We start from the raw sequence: 16,523 nt of genomic DNA, 5'->3' as shown, positions 1-16,523 counted from the left end.
AAAAAATAGTTCCGTGTCACAATTCGTGGATGTTCTTCTACGGGCAAACTTACGAGTTACCGCAAGATCGCAAATGTGTATAGGCCTGATTAATGTTTTTCAGTATTTCTTCGGCCTTTTTATCGCCACCGCGGATATCAGGATGGTATTTTTTCGCAAGTTCCTTGTGTCGGCGCTTGATTTCATCCAGCCCGCAACCGGGCTTCAGGTTCAGAACAGCAAGCGCCTCCCGTTCCTTTTTATCCATCGGCGGCATGGTATTGGTCTTATTGTTCCCGGTGGCGCTATCCTCTTCAGCGCCGATGTCATCGCGAAAATCAAACGGATCTTCAAACCGATACTCCCGCTGACGACTTGCGGTGCGGGTTCCCAATTTCCAGGTTGGGCGATGCCCGGTGATATCCTCATCCTTGTAGCGGAGAACCTCTTCCGCAGACATACCATCAAAGAAGTTCCAGGATTTGTTGAACTCCCGAATATGGGCCAGACAAAACCAATGGTAGTCGTCCGGTCCGCCACGATCAAGCAGACGAGCTTTTGGCGCCCGGAATTCGCCAGATTCAAAGCAGTCACCATGAGCACACTGCCTTGGCACTGGATCTGCCGTTCCGTTGTCCAACGGTATTTCCCTATTCTTCGCCATTGGATTATTATGGTCTCTGAGCGGGGGCATAGCAAGGCCGCGAGCAAAAATCCGCTGTTTTTTGATTTGGGCAAGGCGTTTATTGGGCAACAGAGCGAAAAGCTTATTACCTTGAACGTTGATGAAGTATAATCTCGTGACGTGACCTTGCCCTATAAGGTAAATTCACGCTGCGGAAATTCAAAACTAAATGTAAAAGGACATGACAGGGAATGTCGGTTGCAAAAACCATTGAGCGCAAGCTCACAGAAGCTTTCTCACCTTCCGAATTGATAGTGCGGGACGAATCGCATTTGCATGCTGGTCATGCGGGCGCCCGTCCAGAAGGTGAGAGCCATTTTCGTGTTGAAATCGTCGCTGGCAGCTTTCAGGGTATGTCACGGGTCGCGCAACAACGCGCCATCTATGATGTCCTGAGCGAGGAACTCAAGACGGATATTCACGCACTTGCATTGACTGTACGATCATAACCCACACTTGCCAAATTAAAAAACTTTACCCGGACCTGTTGAACCAAATCGCCACGCCCCTATATGCTCTTTTTGAGAGTTTAGATTAAAAAACGACAACTTATAAGAGCAGCAACAGGAGCTTGAATGTGACCCAGTTAAATCAGACCCTCGTTAACCGAAACATCTCCGTCATTGATCCCGTTTCCGGACAACCTCACCGCACCAGTATCCGGCTCGAAGAAATCGAGTGGACGGCGCTTCGCGATATCTGTGCGAGTGAGAACATGTCGATCAATGAATTTTGCTGTAAAGTAGACCAGGATAAAAATCGTCGAGAACATTCGAGAACGTCGCGTATTCGATCCGCCATACTGGAGCATTATCTGAAACGAAACGGAGAACGCAGGCTGGACTCCTGACATTCCTACAATAGGAATAATAAAAGTGCTGGGAGGGTAATAAAGGACACAAGCGTCGAAATGACGACCATCCCCGCAACATGGGTATGGGCGCGTTCGTATCGCAGCGAGAACAGATAGTTGAAAACTGCGACAGGCATGCTGCATTCTAGAATAAGTACGCCGCGCTCAACCCCTGTCAGACCGAAGAGTGTGGCGAGCCCATAGCCAACAGCGAATCCCATGCCAAGGCGAAGTAGTGAGAGGCCCGTGGCGAGCCGGATATGGCTAATCGAGAGGCTTGCAAGACTAACCCCAAGGGCGAAAAGCATTAACGGGATTGTCAGGCTGCCAATGAGGTCAGTCGTATTTATTATCCAAAGCGGAATGGCCAGAGAAAGCGCCTTGACCATAAGCCCGATGATCACCGCATACAAGAGCGGCGTCCGCAGTAGCTGAGCCGCTGAACTCTCTCCGGATGAGAGCCAGACCCCAAAGGTAAACTGCAGGGTCGAGAATACTGTAAAGACAGCAATGGCAAGCGCTAGGCCTGCCTCACCGAAGGCAAACAGGCAAAGAGGCAGACCCATGTTGCCGGTGTTCGGGAACATCAGGCCGGGCAGATAATTCCGAACATCAAGGCGACTTATGCGTAAAATAATAAGCCCGATCAGACAAAAAGAGACGGCACTGAGGAACGCATACAGTGCGAACTCGAGAAACGCTCCAAGTTCCATGTCGAGCTTTACAAGTGTTGTAAAAATGAGCATGGGAGAGCCGACATTCGTCACCAGGGTAGTTATCGTTTCCGTATGAAATGCGCGACCTGTCTTTGCCCAGAAAAATCCAATTCCGGCCGTAACCACTACCGGGGCAATTATGTTGAGGAGGATTTCATACATCTGGGGCGGCTTTCTCTGTGAACTGTTCCGCCAGACATTTACAGTTCAAGGGGCGTAATCCGAAGTTCCGTTATCTGGTTATGTTCCTTGCGCATGACTTCAAATTTATAGCCATGAAAAAGAAATGCCTGCCCGATATCAGGAATGATCTGGGCTTCGTGGATCACGAGCCCGGCAATCGTGGCGGCCTCCTCATCGGGAAGGGACCAGTTCAGTTGCCGATTCAAGTCCCGGATTGTGACATCCCCCTTGGTGACGACGCGCCCGTCTTTCAGCATCCGGATATCACTGACGGCGAGGTCATGCTCATCGGCGATTTCCCCGACGATTTCTTCCAGGATATCCTCCAGCGTAACCAGACCCATCAAAGCGCCATATTCATCGACCACGAGAGCGAAATGGCTTTTGCGGTCCAGGAACGCGTTGAGCTGGCTTCGGAGCGTTGTGGTTTCCGGCACGAACCAGGGCTCAACGGCGATTGCCTCGAAATCAAGTTTCTCATAATCACCATCCAGCGGGATCAGGGCACGCAGCAAGTCCTTTGCATGGACCACGCCGATAATATTCTCCGGGTTATCTTTCCAAAGCGGGAGCCGGGTATAGGGACTGCCCAATACCTGATCAATGATTTCCCGAACCGGTTTGGCGCCGTCCACCATTTCCACATTCTTGCGGTGAACCATTATTTCACCGAGATCGACTTCGTCCATATCGAGTATGGTGTCGAGCATGTAGCGCTCATGCATAATAATCCCGGCATCTTCCGAATGAAGCTCGATTGCACCACGGAGTTCATCTTGCGCCGCATCGGTTAGAGTATCCGTATCGCCATCATACCCTTTTATACCCATCAGGCTCAGGGTCGTATCGACAATATAATTGATGCTCATGACGATGGGCGAAAGCAGGACAATAGCCGGCTGGAGGAGCGGGGCGACAAAAAGCGCGACCGGGATTGTCCGTCGAAGCGCAATTGTCTTTGGAAGGACTTCCGCAAACACGAGGACGAGGACAGTCATGACAAGCGTGGCATAGGCGACGCCGATATCGCCGAAATAGGAAATAAAAATGCTGGTCGCGAGGGAGGACGCCAGAATATTCACGAGGTTATTCCCGAGCAGAATGGCACTGATCAGTTTCGTGTGCTTGTCCCGCAGGCGATTGACGAGGCTGGCACGGTGGTTGCCGGACTGTTCCATCTGATGCAGTCGGGCGCGTGACGCGCCGGTCAATGCCGTTTCCGATCCGGAGAAAAAGGCGGAAAGGAGCAATAGAAAAAGAATTGCAAGTGGCAGAAAGATCAGTTCCACATCAAAATCAACCGTTTCCATCTCTCCAATTTATTCCTGTATTTTTTGTTTAAGCAGTGAAAGGATTTCCGCTTCCGGGATGTCCCTTGTGGTGAAGGCCTCGCCGATCTCTTTCATCAGGATCAGCATAATTTTGCCGCCGCTGATTTTTTTATCCTGCCGCATATGGGCAAGAAGTTTTTCTGCATTCCAATCAATATCGGCAATGCGTGGAAGGGCAATCGGAAGGCCGACATTCTTGAAATGTGCGACAATGCGGCCGAAATCCTGACGATTGAGAAACCCAAGTTCTGTCGATAGTTCCGCGGCCATGACCATGCCGATAGAAACGGCTTCACCATGGTTGAGGTGCGGTCCGTAACGGGTTTCCGCCTCAAACGCGTGACCAAATGTATGGCCAAGATTGAGGAGAGCGCGTACGCCACCTTCACGTTCATCTTTCGCGACAATTTGGGCCTTGGCTTTTACGCTTTGCTCAACGGCGTAGATGCGGGCAGCTTCGTCCCCTTCAATCACTTTCTTGCCGTTTGCTTCAAGCCATTCAAAGAAATCGCGGTCGCCCAAGAGGCCGTACTTCACAACTTCTGCATAGCCCGCAATGATTTCACGGTGCGGCAAACTGTCGAGTAAGGAGATATCCGCGAGGACGAGTTTCGGCTGATAGAAGGCGCCGATCAGGTTCTTTCCCTGCGCCGCATTAATTCCGGTCTTGCCACCCACAGAACTATCAACCTGAGATAAGAGGGTCGTCGGGATCTGAATAAAATCAACACCGCGGCGCAATGTTGCGGCGGCAAAGCCTGTCAGATCACCAATGACGCCGCCACCAAGGGCGATAAGCGCTTCATCGCGCTGAATGCGCGCGTCAAGCAATTGGCTCATCAGGTCGCCGTAGACGGCAATGCTTTTACTTCCTTCTCCTGTCGGAAAGATATGGGTGCTGTGCTCGATCCCAATATGATCCAGTGTTTGTTCCAGAGCGTGCAAATGTAGGGCAGCAACGGTTTCATCGGTAACAATGGCGACCCTTGGATTCTTCAAAACGCTCTTTAGGGAGGACCCGCTTTCCACGAGGAGATTGGACCCAACTAGTATGTCATAGGAACGTGAGCCGAGGTCCACAGGAACACGGACGGGCGATGCAGCGGGATCAGACGCAGGAAGTGTCATTTGTTGGTTGCTTCATCTAGGGGTGACGGCGGTCCCTCCAGTGCAGCGAGTGCCGTAATAATCTTGTCCACCACGATTTCATGAGGGCCATCGCCACTATCTACCGTGATATCCGCATCCGCATAAATGGGATAACGTTCTTCCATCAGCATCTTTAATGTGTTTTTTGGGTTGCCAGTTTTTAAAAGCGGCCGATTATTGCGTTTCATGCAGCGCTTATAAATGACATCAAGCTCTGCGCGCAACCAAATTGAACAGCCCTTTTTCTTAATTAACGAGCGTGTTTTTTTATCCATGAAGGCACCGCCACCCGTCGCTAGCACATGTCGTGGTTCCTTCAGCAGGCGGGCGATGACTTTCCGCTCTCCCTCCCGAAAGGCTGCTTCGCCATGTAAATCGAAAAATTCCGACACAGTCAGATTGGACGCAGCCTCAATTTCCGCGTCGGCATCCTTGAACGGCAGGCCAAGCTGGTTCGCGAGACGGCGTCCGATTGAGCTTTTCCCTGCCCCCATAAGCCCTACAAGCACGATAGGTCTTGCTTTCAAATCAATTGCCGTCGCGGTTTCCTCCGCGCCGGTATCTTGTACCCTGGTCATTCTGTCACTTTTCAACGGTTCTGCAAATTTCCATTTTCCGCAAAGGGGACAATATCTTTCCCGAAGGTTATTGATGTATTTCGCCGAACCGTGCTAATCAATAAAGCCAAATTTTCTGTATAATCGCAGCTTAGCGTTCTAAATAGCAATAGTTTTACCCCGTATACACCAAATTATGGTGATCGGATTTTGGATATAGTGATCGAAAATGTCTAAATTTTCCCTTTTTCTGCTTTTTTTGGTGGCTGCCGTTGTAATTGGCGGTGGCGTTTTCCTCTCGGCATGGGATATTCCCGCGCCGTCGGTGAAAGTTGAAAAGGTTATTCCAAATGATCAGTTCCCGAATTAGGAAATACTTCTGGATCGTCGGCGGGCTGCTCGCTTCCCTCGTCCTCCCATTTTCTGTCTTACAGGCGCAGGATAAACCGCGCAGCCTTGTTCCACCGCTTGGGCAACCAACGACAACACAACAGGATGAGGTGGCACCGGCCTCAAAGCCGACTTTGACGCCTCCTTCGCAAAAAAGGGTTATCGAAGGAACCCGGATAGACGGGTCTGTTGTCGTACAATCCCTCGGCGGGCTTGATCCTGCCTCCGTCGGAACGTTGACGACCTCGAACGGTGGACTGGGGCCGGATATGTGGAACGGTACGGCACCGGAGCGGGTCATAACCCTCCTTCAGAATTTGCCGGTGTCATCAACGTCTCCAGAAATGCAGCAGCTGTTCCGCAGGTTGTTACTGACCGCCGCGGTTATTCCGCAAGGAACGGAAAATCCGACGGACCTCATCATACTACGCCTTGAAAAACTCGTTGAGGCGGGACTGGTGAAAGATGCGTCTGAATTAATCCGTCGGATGCCTGCGTCTGCCTTGACACCTGCCCTTGACCGTATCGCAGTTGAACTACTGCTTTTGCAGGGAGAGAATGAACAGGCGTGCCGAGTGGCTGAGGGCAAACAAACCGCCGGTGCGGATATTTTTTGGGCCAAGACGGACATTTTTTGCAACCTTGTTGCCGAAAATATGGCGCGCGCGGAACTTGGCCTGAACTTGTTGGATGAAACTGCGGGGGAAGATACCCTTTTTTTCGCAATTTTTGATCGTGTGGCGGGTGGCACAGCGCCACTTCCCGAGACGGACCAGTCATTGACGCCATTGCATTTTGCAATGATGAAATTGTCAGGGGTGGCCCCGTCCTTCTCCTCGATAGAAAAAGCGGGCTCTGCTTTTCTGTGGGCGCTGGCGATGGATGAGACTTCGAATGTCAATGATCGCTACGTGGCAGCCTATGAATCTCTCGCGATGGGTAGCGTCGCGGCTGAGCTACCCCGGAGATTGATCAAACAGGGGGCCTTTCGCGAAGGTGCTGATGAAATGACGGAGCTGGCCCAGATCGCCGCATTCTATCGGGAAGCGGCAGGAACGAGTGCTGACCTTGAGAAAGCGCGCGCTATTGGCGACCTCTGGGCTGCCGGCGAACGGGATGGCTCCTATTTTACTGCGGCGCGCCTATCTTTGCCGCTTCTGTCCGGACTCACGCCAGCTGAATATGGCGATAAATTTGAGCTGGAAGCTTTGCGTCTCTCGCTGCTATCCAAGGAGACGGCGGCGGCAACAAGCTGGGAACGTGCGGTCCGTCGTGGGGCACTGCGGGGAAATTTTGAAGAGCGTGATGCTGCACGCAAGCAAATTGCGCGGGCGGATGCCTATATGCTTATTTCGGGCACGAACGGGATTGCAAGATGGAACGCAGCGAATTTTGATGTTGCGGCTTTTGATCAAAGTGAAGACGCGGCGCAAACAGAAAATGTGGGTATGTATTTAGGTATTCTGGAGACTTTCGGGGATCCTGTGCCGGAAATGCTTTGGTCGGATGCATTTTCCCTCGGTCAGGTGCCGCGGTTCGGCCTTTCCAACCAGGTGATAGAAAAGAACCTGGAGCGCGCCGCCGATGCCGGGTTGGTGGGGGAGACTATTGCACTTTCCCTGGCGGCACTGGGGGAAGAGGGGCCGGGTCTGGCGTCGACCGAAACACTTGTGAGGGTTCTGGCGGCCCTTCAGAAAATCGGATTGACTGAAGAAGCCCGCCAACTCGCGTTGGAAGCCGCCATCTCGCGGAACCTCTAGGATGTCTGCCCATATTCTGGAAGGCTTTCTTGAAATGCTGCTGACAGAGAGGGGCGCTGCGGGAAACACATTAGTGAGTTATCGCAGGGACCTCGAAGACTTTTCCGGCTTTCTTGCGCGGCGCGGGCAGGATGTCAGAAAGGCGACGGCCGCTGATATTCAGGCCTATATAAAATTCCTCGACGGCACGGGTCTTAAGGCGACAACGCAGGCACGGCGGCTTAGCGCAATACGCCAGTTTTTCTCCTATCTCCTCGGGGAAGATATTCGCCGTGACGACCCTTCGCTCAATATCGATAGCCCTCGTGCTGGCCGACGCCTGCCAAAATATCTGACAGAGGCGGAGGTGGACAAACTGCTTTCTGCGGCAGATGGGGAAAGTCCTGAAAAGAAACGGCTTTATTCTCTGTTGCAGCTACTTTATGCAACGGGTCTTCGGGTCTCCGAACTGGTTTCCCTGCCTTATCCAGCCATTCGTGAACAGGATCGCTTTCTCATCGTGCGCGGCAAAGGGAACAAGGAACGGCTTGTGCCGGTAAATCAATCGGCGAAGGACGCCTTGGATCGTTACCTGGAAGTCCGGAAGGGTTTCTGCGCGGATGAAAAGCATTCGAAGTGGCTGTATCCGTCGCGGGGCGGACAGGGATTCCTGACGCGACAACGTCTCGGCCAACTTCTGAAGGAACTGGCGGTTGAGGCAGAGATCGATCCAGCGAAAGTTTCGCCCCATGTTATGCGCCACGCCTTTGCAAGTCATCTGCTCGCGAATGGCGCTGACCTTAGGAGCTTGCAAAAGATGTTGGGACATGCGGATATTTCGACAACACAGATCTATACACATGTGTTGCAAAAGCGTTTAATGGAGATTGTCTCAACCTATCATCCTCTGGCCTAAAATAAATTTATTCAGGGGAAAACTTGACTCTCTTGCACGGCTAAAGCAATTTCCAGTCAAATATTTCACAAACCTGACAATAAGAAAGTGTGATCCTCATGAGCTTTACTGTTCCGGAACCCTGCGTTTCGCGTCTAAATCGTTGTGAACTTGCTGTGCCGGGTTCCAGTCCGCATATGTTCGAAAAAGCGGCGAAATCCGATGCGGATGCGATCTTCCTCGATCTGGAGGATGCGGTGGCACCGAATGACAAGGCGCAGGCCCGCAAGAATATCATCGAAGCACTGCATGATGTGGACTGGGGCGATAAGGTTATGTCCGTCCGGATCAATGGTCTGGATACACACTATATGTATCGCGATGTCGTCGATGTGGTAGAGCAGGGCGGAGAGCGCCTTGACCTCATTATGATCCCGAAGGTCGGGACGGCGGCCGATGTTTATGCACTTGATATGCTGGTGACACAGATCGAAACGGCAACAGGTCGGCAAAAGAAGATCGGGTTCGAGCATATTATCGAAACCGCTCTCGGGATGCAGAACATTCATGAGATCGCTGCCGCCAGCAAGCGCAATGAGAGCCTGCATTTCGGTGTTGCAGATTATGCGGCATCAACGAAAGCGCGAACCACCTCTATTGGTGGCCCGAACCCGCTTTACGGCGTGTTGACCGATCCGGCAGAAGACGGTTCTCGCGACTTCCACTGGGGTGATATGTGGCATTACGCCATTGCCCGCATGGTCGTTGCAGCACGGGCGAATGGACTGCGTCCGATTGACGGACCGTTTGGTGATTTCTCCGATCCTGATGGCTATGTCGCGCATGGGAACCGGGCGGCAATTCTCGGGTGTGAAGGCAAATGGGCCATTCATCCGAAACAGATCCCGTTGGCTAATGACATCTTTACTCCGGCCGAGAAGGAAATTGTCAAGGCCCGCCGTATCCTTGACGCCATGGAAAAAGCACAAAAAGAAGGCGCAGGCGCTGTCGCACTCGATGGCGGGCTGATTGACATTGCCTCCATCAAGCAGGCGGAAGCGCTCGTCATCCAGGCCGACATTATTGCGGCGCGGACAAAAAAATAATCCGTTCATACGGATGTCACAATTTTAATGGGTGGCGGAACGGTTCATTGACGTAACCGTTCCGTCAATTTAATAATCACACGACCGATATCAGTGGAGTGTGGACTTTTTATGAATAATTTTCTCGATTTTGAAAAGCCGATAGCAGACCTCGAAGGCAAGATACGTGAGTTGGAGGGGCTTGAAGACGGCAGTGATATCGAGATCAAAGAAGATATTGCGAAGCTCCGTCAGAAAGCGCTCTCTCAACTGGAGCAAACCTATGCGAAATTAACACCCTGGCAGAAGACGCAAGTCGCCCGACATGTGGATCGCCCGAAGCTGAGCGATATTACGGCGCAGTTGATCAATGATTTTACTCCGCTGGCGGGAGATCGCGCTTTTGCCGATGACAAGGCGATTATCGGCGGGATGGGCCGCTTTCGCGGTCGGAGTGTTATTGTGATCGGCACCGAGAAGGGCAAAGATACAGAAACGCGCCTTCGTCATAACTTCGGCATGGCCCGGCCGGAAGGATACCGTAAGGCACAACGCCTGATGCGGATGGCGGATCATTTCTCCCTTCCCATACTCACCTTTATCGATACGTCCGGTGCCTATCCCGGGATCGGTGCGGAAGAACGGGGGCAAGCGGAGGCAATCGCCCGTTCGATCGAAGTCTGCCTGGATGTTCGTGTGCCGATGATCGCCTCTATTGTTGGCGAAGGCGGCTCAGGGGGCGCCGTTGCCCTTGCAAGCGCGAATAAGGTCCTGATGTTCGCTCATGCGGTCTATTCCGTCATTTCCCCTGAAGGCTGCGCTGCAATTCTCTGGAAAACCCGCGACAAGGCCCAGGACGCGGCGACAGCCATGAAAATCACGGCGCAGGATCTGTTAAAGCTTAAGGTGATCGACCGTATCGTGGATGAACCAGTTGGCGGCGCCCAGCGGGACGTTCCCGCTGCCATTGATTCCCTTGGCAATGCAATTGAGGAGGAACTGGCAGCCCTCTCCAAGAAAGAACCGGGGGAGCTTCGGGAGGAACGCCGCCGCAAATTCCTTGCCATCGGCCGCTTGGAAAATAACTGACGTTCGGCTAGTTTCCGCGGAAGGCCTGCCCTAGATTCTTGACACTCTCCTGATGTGCGGACCAGTGTCGTCCGCCGATCATGCCGCCGTCCACAAGGATGTCCGCTGCATTGACAAAGGTGGAATCGTCCGATGCCAGGAATAATGCCGCCTTGGCAATATCATCGGGGAGACCGGCCCGGCGAATGGGTTGTGCATGGGATAGAACTTCCCCTGCTACCTTTGCCGTGTCCTCGGCCTCCTGCCCCTTAAGACCAAGTGCTTTTCCGAAAATTCCGGTCGCAATCGCTCCAGGCGAGATGGAATTGACGCGCACATTGCTCTCGCCGAGCTCCATTGCGGCACTTCGCGTTAATTGAAGGACAGCGGCCTTGGCGCTGCTATAGACCATAGACGTCGAATAGCCGGCGAGATGGCCCGCGATACTGCCATTATTGATGATGCTGCCAAAGCCCTGCTTTTTCATGATCGGGGCCGCATGTTTGATACCGAGGAGAACGCCGCCGAACAGCAAAGTGACCGCGGATATTGCCTGATCGAAGTCAACGGTTTCTATGCTGCCGACTGGCGCGGGGCCGCCTGCATTGTTAAACAAACAATCAAGTTTGCCGTATTTGTCGGCAGTCCCGGTGATAAGCGATTGCATGTCAGCTTCTACACTTGCGTCAGCCCGAACAAAGGAAACGCTCTCGCCAAGACGGTCTGCAATCTCCCGGCCTTCCTTCTCCCGCCGCCCTGAAAACACCACCTTTGCGCCTTCATCGGCAAAGACTTCGACTGTCCTTAGGCCGATCCCGCTTGTGCCACCTGTTACAATGGCCACCTTGTCCTGTAATCTGTTCATTTTCTTTCTTCTTTATTAGAGTTCTTGCATGGGAACCTATGGACTATATCAACCTTGGTAGGGGGACAACCAGCCCTTTTGTGGCTTCCTTTCCGAGATTGTCTTTCCAAACCGAAAATTTTGACTAAACTGACAGATGTAACTCAAGGGGGATTGTTTTCGCGTGCTCTATCATAGCGTAATCATTATTGCCTATGCTTTGACGGCAGTTGTTATCGCTGTGCAGGCACCGGTTTATGTCGAAGGACTTGATCCGGCTGTCGGGTATTGGGCGGGAGGTGTCTTCTTCCTGATCTGTGCATTAGTGCATGATTTTACCATGCGCCATGTGGAGCGTGCACGCTTTCAAAGAGACTTGCAAAAAATGCGCAGCGATCTCGATATGGCGGAAACCGGTCTGGACCGGTTTGACAATATTCTGGGACGTTTGGCTGGCAAAGACGGCAATATGGATAGCTTTGCCGGCGAAATGCAAATCTTGCGAAAGCTGCTAAAGCAACTGTCCACGGATGCAAATCCGGAGCCGAAAGACGAAGAAGAGTTTGTTCTCTCTCCTGATGCGGAACTTCAGGAAGAGCCGAGGGAAGATCCAAAAGACAGCGGTGAGACACAAGAAGGCATTTTGCCCCGCGATGCAGAAATTCTGGAAATTGTGCGGGCGGGACTGCAGGAAAACAAGGTGGATCTTTATCTTCAGCCGATTGTCCGACTGCCGCAACGGCGCACCCTTTTCTACGAGGCTTTTTCGCGAATTCGCGGGCCGCGAGGAGAAGTTATTACACCAGGCCAGTATCTGAATATTGCAGAAACTGCCGGGCTTATCGGAACGATAGATAATCTCCTGCTCATCCGATGCGTGCAGCTAATACGCAGGGTACGCCAAAAAAATTCTGAAATCGGTTTTTTCGTCAATGTATCCGCCCGGACCTTGCGCGATACAGCATTTTTTCGGCAGTTTGTTGATTTTCTTGATCAAAACAAGGATTTAAGCGAAAGCCTGATCCTTGAGTTTGCACAGATCGATATCGACAATGCGTCTGCAGTGGTCCAAAAAGGACTTTCCACCCTTGCCAAAATGGGCTTCCATTTCTCGGTTGATCATGTTGAGCGGCTTGATTTTGACTTCGGGGAACTCGGCAAGCGGAATTTTCGCTACATGAAAGTAGCGGCGGTTGATTTGTTGCCCGGTGGAACCGGATTGCCCATGGATATTCATCCAGATGATCTTCGTGAAGCCCTTTTCCGTGAGAATATTGAGCTGATCGCCAGCATGGTGGAAGATGAAGATACGGTTATAGGTCTGCTCGACGTCGAAATTGGTTTCGGGCAGGGTTTTCTCTTTGGTGTGCCGCGCCCGCCTCAAGCAGTTAATTAACAGGCTTTAGTTTAATGTCCCCAAAATTCCTGACCGGGCTCGCCGGTATCGCGGTGAATTACGACGCCTACATTCTTGATCTCTGGGGAGTGGTGCACAATGGTCATCACCCTTATCCAGGCGTGTTGGAGTGCATGGAAAAGCTGCGTGCGGGTGGAAAGCCGCTGATCCTGGTATCCAACGCACCCCGGACCAATGACCATGTTGTCGCATTTCTGGACACTATTGGCGTCAAACGGGAGACCTTCGATTATATCCTTACTTCTGGTGATATAACGCGGGAAATATTGATGCGGCGGGAGCATCCATTCCTGAAAGGTAAGGGGAAAGCCTTTTATCAGATTGGGGCGGTGCGGGACAAAGGGCTGGAGGACGGCCTTGGCTACAATCGCGTATTTTCAGTTGATTCCGCAGATTTTTTGATTTGTACAGGTCTTGCCAATGACGAAACGGAGACACCAGAGGATTATCGTCGCCTGCTGATGGAGGGATTATCAAGGGATCTGCCGATGCTCTGTGCCAATCCGGATCTGATGGTCATGCGGGGGACGACCACCCATTATTGCGCGGGCGCAATTGCGGCGCTTTACGCCGAACTTGGCGGGCGCGTTGAGCTTTTTGGCAAGCCTTATCCAGAGGTGTACCGGCTAACCATAGAAAAATTGGGGGTCAAACCATCACAGATTCTTGCGGTCGGCGATAGTATGCGAACCGACATCAAGGGGGCGCGCACTGCCGGAATTGACAGTGTTCTTGTTTGCGGCGGAATACATGCAGAGGAATGGGGGCTGAGCGCCGGTCAAATGCCGACAGAAGCACAGGTAAATGCCGTAACGGAACAGTATGAATTTGCCCCGCAATATGTCATCGGTCACATGGTGTGGTAGGAGAAACTATTCCTGACGGATTAATCGAAAAGAGCGTCGATCTCGTCCTGTGCCTTGTTATTCTCACTTTTTGACGGCTTTTCCTGCTTGGCGGAGGTTTGCCGGGATTCGGCACTTTCTTCATCAAACATCGTATCGATGTCTTGCTGATTGACACCTTCGCCATCAAGCGCTGGTCCATTGAGGAGGCTGGCATCGTCATTTTCTTCTGAGTCGCCTTTCGCAGCATCCGCCTTGTCCATATGATGCCCCCAGGCTTTGGTCAGGCGCGCAAGATATTCCTCTATATAGTTGAGAGTTGAGACGACCTTGCTGATTCTCTGTCCGGTTATATCCTGAAAAGAGCACGCTTCGAAAATTTCCATGCAGGCATCGTTCACGACGTCGGCATCGGTCACTTTTGCAGACATGATGGACTCAGTTGCATTCATGATCTGATTTGTGGCAGTTTCCGTTGCCTCCACGATCGCGTCAAGTTCCTTGCCTGCACGGGGGAGTTTTTCCTGTTTCAGGTCATTTGGCCGGATTTCAGCAATCTCTGATCTTGCCGCTGTAATAAAGCTCGCGAGATCCTGGCAGTCCTGATGCAGGGAGGTGATTTCCTGCCTTAGCTGAGCGACTTCATCCATTTCGGACATTAGAAATCACCCAGTACCGTTGAAATTTTCGTCTTAAGAGTTGCTGCGTTGAAAGGTTTCACGATGTAGTTGTTGACGCCTGCTTTTTTGGCGGCAATCACATTGTCCGTTTTCGATTCTGCCGTAATCATAATGAAGGGAGTACTTTTCAGCGTATCATCTGCCCGCACTTCCTTTAACAGCTGATAACCGGTCATGGGCTCCATATTCCAGTCAGAAATGACGAGGCCGTATTTCTTACTGCGCATTTTCGAAAGTGCCGCCGATCCATCGGCTGCTTCGTCAACTGCATTAAAGCCAAGTTGTTTGAGTAGATTGCGAATAATACGCAGCATAGTTTTATAATCGTCAACGATCAGGACCGACATGTTCATATCGACAGCCATGGAAATTTCCTTTTACTTTCCTATAAATACTTTAATCAGTCAGGTTGTCGTTCTAAATCCACTCAACCTAAGTCTCGAAGCTTAGGCGGGGAAACTGAAAAAATGGTTAATGCTGCTTACGGTTTTTGTAAAACCAGGCTGTTTGTGTTGGAACCGAGCCAGGAATATTCGCGAACGCTTGCGCCCACGTTGTTTTTCCTTCTATATATCCCGGCGACATCCGGAGGAAATTAAGAGTAGGAAGCCAATGTCAGTATTTGATGATTTACACGGTTACTTTCTTGAAGACTTGAAAGTCGGCATGACATCGCTTTATGCAAAGACGATTACCGAAGCAGATATTATCCTCTATGCAGGGGTTTCCGGTGATACGAATCCGGTGCATCTCAACGCAGAGTTCGCCGAGAAGACAATTTTCAAGGAACGCATCGCGCATGGAATGTTGTCCGCAGGTCTGCTCTCGACTGTGTTCGGCACAAAGCTGCCCGGTCCTGGTGCTATTTATATGAACCAGAACCTAAACTTCAAGGCGCCAGTCTGTATAGGCGATACGGTTGTTGCCAAGGTGCATTTGCGTGAGATAAATGGCAAAAGGGTCACGTTTGACTGTGTCTGTACCATTGGTGAGACGGTTGTGCTGGATGGCGAGGCGACTTTGATGGTATCACGTCGATCATAAAATAATAAAAACGGCGGATTTCGGTAGATGCGTATTTTGCGTGATTATCACGACGTGCCGGTGGAATGTCAGGGATTGGTTCTGGCGATCGGCAATTTCGACGGTGTACATCGCGGCCATCAGGCCGTGATTGCGGAAGCACAGGAGATTGCTGATCGACTGGGTGTTGCTGCCGGTGTTTTGACATTTGAACCGCATTCGCGTGAATTCTTTGCCCCCGATGCTCCACCCTTCCGTCTGTCCACAATGGAGACGAAGGCGGCCCATCTGAAATGGCTGGACCTGGATGTGATGGCGGCGCTCCACTTCGATCTCGCTTTCTCGCAGAAGTCGGCGGAGGATTTCGTTCGCGAAGTACTGGTGGAGGGGTATAAGGCCGCACATGTCGTCGTTGGCTATGATTTCATTTTTGGCCACAAAAGACAGGGGACGACTGTTGTTCTGGCGGAGCTTGGTAAAAAATATGGTTTTGGCGTTACGGTCGTCGAGCCGGTCGGCGAGGATACAACTATTTTCTCTTCCACAGCGATCCGTGAATGCCTGAAGGCCGGAGAGCCGGGAAAGGCCGCTGCGCTTCTGGGGCATTGGTGGGAAGTCGAAGGCGTAGTTGTTGACGGTGACAAGCGAGGCCGGACAATAGGCTTTCCCACAGCCAATATCCCGCTGGTCGGCTATAATCATCCAAAACTGGGCGTTTATGCGGTTCGCGTCGGCCTGCACCACGGGACCCATGTCGACTGGATCGACGGTGTCGCCAATTTTGGAATGCGCCCGACTTTCGATAAAAAGGATGTTTTGCTGGAAGTCCATCTGCTTGACTGGTCCGGTGATTTATATAACCAGAGTATTCGTGTTGCTTTCGTCGGTTTTATACGCCCTGAACTGAAATTCGGTGGGATCGATGAATTGACGGCGCAAATTGCGCGCGACATTGATAAAGCCCGCGAGATTCTTTCTGACCAGTCCAACCGTCAGAACAAATATGCGGATAAAAAAGTCCATAGCTAGGCATTTGTCCGCACTGTTTTTTTGCCTTTTTATGTCCGAAGAGAATGGGCCGGTT

General features: G+C 51.7%; 18 protein-coding genes. 10 read left to right on the top strand and 8 right to left on the bottom strand.

Annotation, left to right across the window (positions count from 1 at the left end; genetic code table 11):
- Positions 1-49: 49 nt before the first annotated feature.
- Complete coding sequence (locus tag AACZ19_RS11180) at positions 50-619, bottom strand: J domain-containing protein (protein WP_339633933.1); 570 nt, start codon at positions 617-619, stop codon at positions 50-52.
- Between the two features lie 236 nt (positions 620-855).
- Between AACZ19_RS11180 and AACZ19_RS11175 the strand changes: the two genes are divergently transcribed.
- Positions 856-1,113: a BolA family protein gene (locus tag AACZ19_RS11175; protein WP_339633931.1), complete on the top strand. Its 258-nt coding sequence runs from the start codon at positions 856-858 to the stop codon at positions 1,111-1,113.
- A 128-nt stretch (positions 1,114-1,241) separates the two neighbouring features.
- A complete protein-coding gene (locus AACZ19_RS11170) occupies positions 1,242-1,514 on the top strand; it encodes a ribbon-helix-helix domain-containing protein (protein WP_339633929.1) in 273 nt (90 codons plus the stop codon).
- 5 nt (positions 1,515-1,519) lie between these two features.
- Here the strand turns inward: AACZ19_RS11170 and AACZ19_RS11165 are convergent, their stop codons facing one another.
- The 4 genes from AACZ19_RS11165 to AACZ19_RS11150 are packed head-to-tail and all read right to left on the bottom strand — an operon-like array spanning position 1,520 to position 5,474.
- Positions 1,520-2,395, bottom strand: coding sequence for an AEC family transporter (locus AACZ19_RS11165; RefSeq protein ID WP_339633927.1), 876 nt, complete (start codon positions 2,393-2,395; stop codon positions 1,520-1,522).
- Positions 2,396-2,433: 38 nt separating this feature from the next.
- Positions 2,434-3,726 carry an HlyC/CorC family transporter gene (locus tag AACZ19_RS11160; protein WP_339633925.1) on the bottom strand — a complete coding sequence of 431 codons (1,293 nt, stop codon included), beginning with the start codon at positions 3,724-3,726 and terminating at the stop codon, positions 2,434-2,436.
- Positions 3,727-3,735: 9 nt separating this feature from the next.
- Positions 3,736-4,875 carry a 3-dehydroquinate synthase gene (gene aroB, locus AACZ19_RS11155; protein WP_339633923.1) on the bottom strand — a complete coding sequence of 380 codons (1,140 nt, stop codon included), beginning with the start codon at positions 4,873-4,875 and terminating at the stop codon, positions 3,736-3,738.
- Positions 4,872-5,474: a shikimate kinase gene (locus AACZ19_RS11150; RefSeq protein WP_339633921.1), complete on the bottom strand. Its 603-nt coding sequence runs from the start codon at positions 5,472-5,474 to the stop codon at positions 4,872-4,874. The genes aroB and AACZ19_RS11150 overlap by 4 nt, the downstream gene beginning before the upstream one ends.
- 329 nt (positions 5,475-5,803) lie before the next feature.
- On the opposite strand from AACZ19_RS11150, the gene AACZ19_RS11145 reads away from it, so the two are divergent.
- The 4 genes from AACZ19_RS11145 (at position 5,804) to AACZ19_RS11130 (ending at position 10,651) form a co-directional block, all read left to right on the top strand.
- A complete protein-coding gene (locus tag AACZ19_RS11145; RefSeq protein ID WP_339633919.1) occupies positions 5,804-7,603 on the top strand; it encodes a hypothetical protein in 1,800 nt (599 codons plus the stop codon).
- A gap of 1 nt (position 7,604) precedes the next feature.
- Positions 7,605-8,498, top strand: coding sequence for a site-specific tyrosine recombinase XerD (gene xerD, locus AACZ19_RS11140; protein ID WP_339633916.1), 894 nt, complete (start codon positions 7,605-7,607; stop codon positions 8,496-8,498).
- Between the two features lie 98 nt (positions 8,499-8,596).
- Entirely contained in the window at positions 8,597-9,583 is a 987-nt protein-coding gene (locus AACZ19_RS11135) for a CoA ester lyase (RefSeq protein ID WP_339633914.1), read from the top strand.
- Between the two features lie 111 nt (positions 9,584-9,694).
- On the top strand, positions 9,695-10,651 hold the full coding sequence (locus AACZ19_RS11130; protein ID WP_339633912.1) for an acetyl-CoA carboxylase carboxyltransferase subunit alpha: 957 nt from the start codon (positions 9,695-9,697) through the stop codon (positions 10,649-10,651).
- Between the two features lie 7 nt (positions 10,652-10,658).
- Here the strand turns inward: AACZ19_RS11130 and AACZ19_RS11125 are convergent, their stop codons facing one another.
- The gene (locus tag AACZ19_RS11125; RefSeq protein ID WP_339633910.1) at positions 10,659-11,495 is read right to left on the bottom strand and encodes an SDR family oxidoreductase; all 837 of its coding nucleotides are present in this window, start codon (positions 11,493-11,495) and stop codon (positions 10,659-10,661) included.
- Positions 11,496-11,658: 163 nt separating this feature from the next.
- Here AACZ19_RS11125 and AACZ19_RS11120 point away from each other — a divergent pair, with 163 nt between their 5' ends.
- Positions 11,659-12,870 carry an EAL domain-containing protein gene (locus tag AACZ19_RS11120; RefSeq protein ID WP_339633908.1) on the top strand — a complete coding sequence of 404 codons (1,212 nt, stop codon included), beginning with the start codon at positions 11,659-11,661 and terminating at the stop codon, positions 12,868-12,870.
- A gap of 14 nt (positions 12,871-12,884) precedes the next feature.
- On the top strand, positions 12,885-13,757 hold the full coding sequence (locus tag AACZ19_RS11115; RefSeq protein WP_339633906.1) for a TIGR01459 family HAD-type hydrolase: 873 nt from the start codon (positions 12,885-12,887) through the stop codon (positions 13,755-13,757).
- Between the two features lie 20 nt (positions 13,758-13,777).
- On the opposite strand, the gene AACZ19_RS11110 is transcribed toward AACZ19_RS11115, so the two are convergent.
- Both AACZ19_RS11110 and AACZ19_RS11105 read right to left on the bottom strand, forming a co-directional pair.
- Positions 13,778-14,395, bottom strand: a complete 618-nt coding sequence (locus tag AACZ19_RS11110; RefSeq protein ID WP_339633904.1) for a protein phosphatase CheZ — start codon at positions 14,393-14,395, stop codon at positions 13,778-13,780.
- Positions 14,395-14,781, bottom strand: a complete 387-nt coding sequence (locus AACZ19_RS11105; protein ID WP_339633902.1) for a response regulator — start codon at positions 14,779-14,781, stop codon at positions 14,395-14,397. Before AACZ19_RS11105 ends, AACZ19_RS11110 begins: the two co-directional genes overlap by 1 nt.
- 247 nt (positions 14,782-15,028) lie before the next feature.
- Between AACZ19_RS11105 and AACZ19_RS11100 the strand changes: the two genes are divergently transcribed.
- Both AACZ19_RS11100 and AACZ19_RS11095 read left to right on the top strand, forming a co-directional pair.
- Positions 15,029-15,460, top strand: coding sequence for a MaoC family dehydratase (locus AACZ19_RS11100; RefSeq protein ID WP_339633901.1), 432 nt, complete (start codon positions 15,029-15,031; stop codon positions 15,458-15,460).
- A gap of 27 nt (positions 15,461-15,487) precedes the next feature.
- Positions 15,488-16,468 (top strand): bifunctional riboflavin kinase/FAD synthetase, encoded by a 981-nt coding sequence (locus AACZ19_RS11095; protein WP_339633900.1) that lies wholly within the window; start codon positions 15,488-15,490, stop codon positions 16,466-16,468.
- Positions 16,469-16,523: the final 55 nt, after the last annotated feature.

The organism is uncultured Sneathiella sp. (assembly GCF_963973085.1).
GTDB lineage: Bacteria > Pseudomonadota > Alphaproteobacteria > Sneathiellales > Sneathiellaceae > Sneathiella.
This window is presented reverse-complemented; position numbering and strand designations above follow the sequence as displayed.

Bases quoted from the DNA above. Each gene is read 5' to 3' on its own strand.
- AACZ19_RS11175 (WP_339633931.1), top strand. From the start codon at position 856: ATGTCGGTTGCAAAAACCATTGAGCGCAAGCTCACAGAAGCTTTCTCA.
- AACZ19_RS11165 (WP_339633927.1), bottom strand. From the start codon at position 2,395: ATGTATGAAATCCTCCTCAACATAATTGCCCCGGTAGTGGTTACGGCC.
- AACZ19_RS11160 (WP_339633925.1), bottom strand. From the start codon at position 3,726: ATGGAAACGGTTGATTTTGATGTGGAACTGATCTTTCTGCCACTTGCA.
- aroB (WP_339633923.1), bottom strand. From the start codon at position 4,875: ATGACACTTCCTGCGTCTGATCCCGCTGCATCGCCCGTCCGTGTTCCT.
- AACZ19_RS11150 (WP_339633921.1), bottom strand. From the start codon at position 5,474: ATGACCAGGGTACAAGATACCGGCGCGGAGGAAACCGCGACGGCAATT.
- AACZ19_RS11145 (WP_339633919.1), top strand. From the start codon at position 5,804: ATGATCAGTTCCCGAATTAGGAAATACTTCTGGATCGTCGGCGGGCTG.
- xerD (WP_339633916.1), top strand. From the start codon at position 7,605: ATGTCTGCCCATATTCTGGAAGGCTTTCTTGAAATGCTGCTGACAGAG.
- AACZ19_RS11135 (WP_339633914.1), top strand. From the start codon at position 8,597: ATGAGCTTTACTGTTCCGGAACCCTGCGTTTCGCGTCTAAATCGTTGT.
- AACZ19_RS11130 (WP_339633912.1), top strand. From the start codon at position 9,695: ATGAATAATTTTCTCGATTTTGAAAAGCCGATAGCAGACCTCGAAGGC.
- AACZ19_RS11125 (WP_339633910.1), bottom strand. From the start codon at position 11,495: ATGAACAGATTACAGGACAAGGTGGCCATTGTAACAGGTGGCACAAGC.
- AACZ19_RS11115 (WP_339633906.1), top strand. From the start codon at position 12,885: ATGTCCCCAAAATTCCTGACCGGGCTCGCCGGTATCGCGGTGAATTAC.
- AACZ19_RS11110 (WP_339633904.1), bottom strand. From the start codon at position 14,395: ATGTCCGAAATGGATGAAGTCGCTCAGCTAAGGCAGGAAATCACCTCC.
- AACZ19_RS11105 (WP_339633902.1), bottom strand. From the start codon at position 14,781: ATGGCTGTCGATATGAACATGTCGGTCCTGATCGTTGACGATTATAAA.
- AACZ19_RS11100 (WP_339633901.1), top strand. From the start codon at position 15,029: ATGTCAGTATTTGATGATTTACACGGTTACTTTCTTGAAGACTTGAAA.
- AACZ19_RS11095 (WP_339633900.1), top strand. From the start codon at position 15,488: ATGCGTATTTTGCGTGATTATCACGACGTGCCGGTGGAATGTCAGGGA.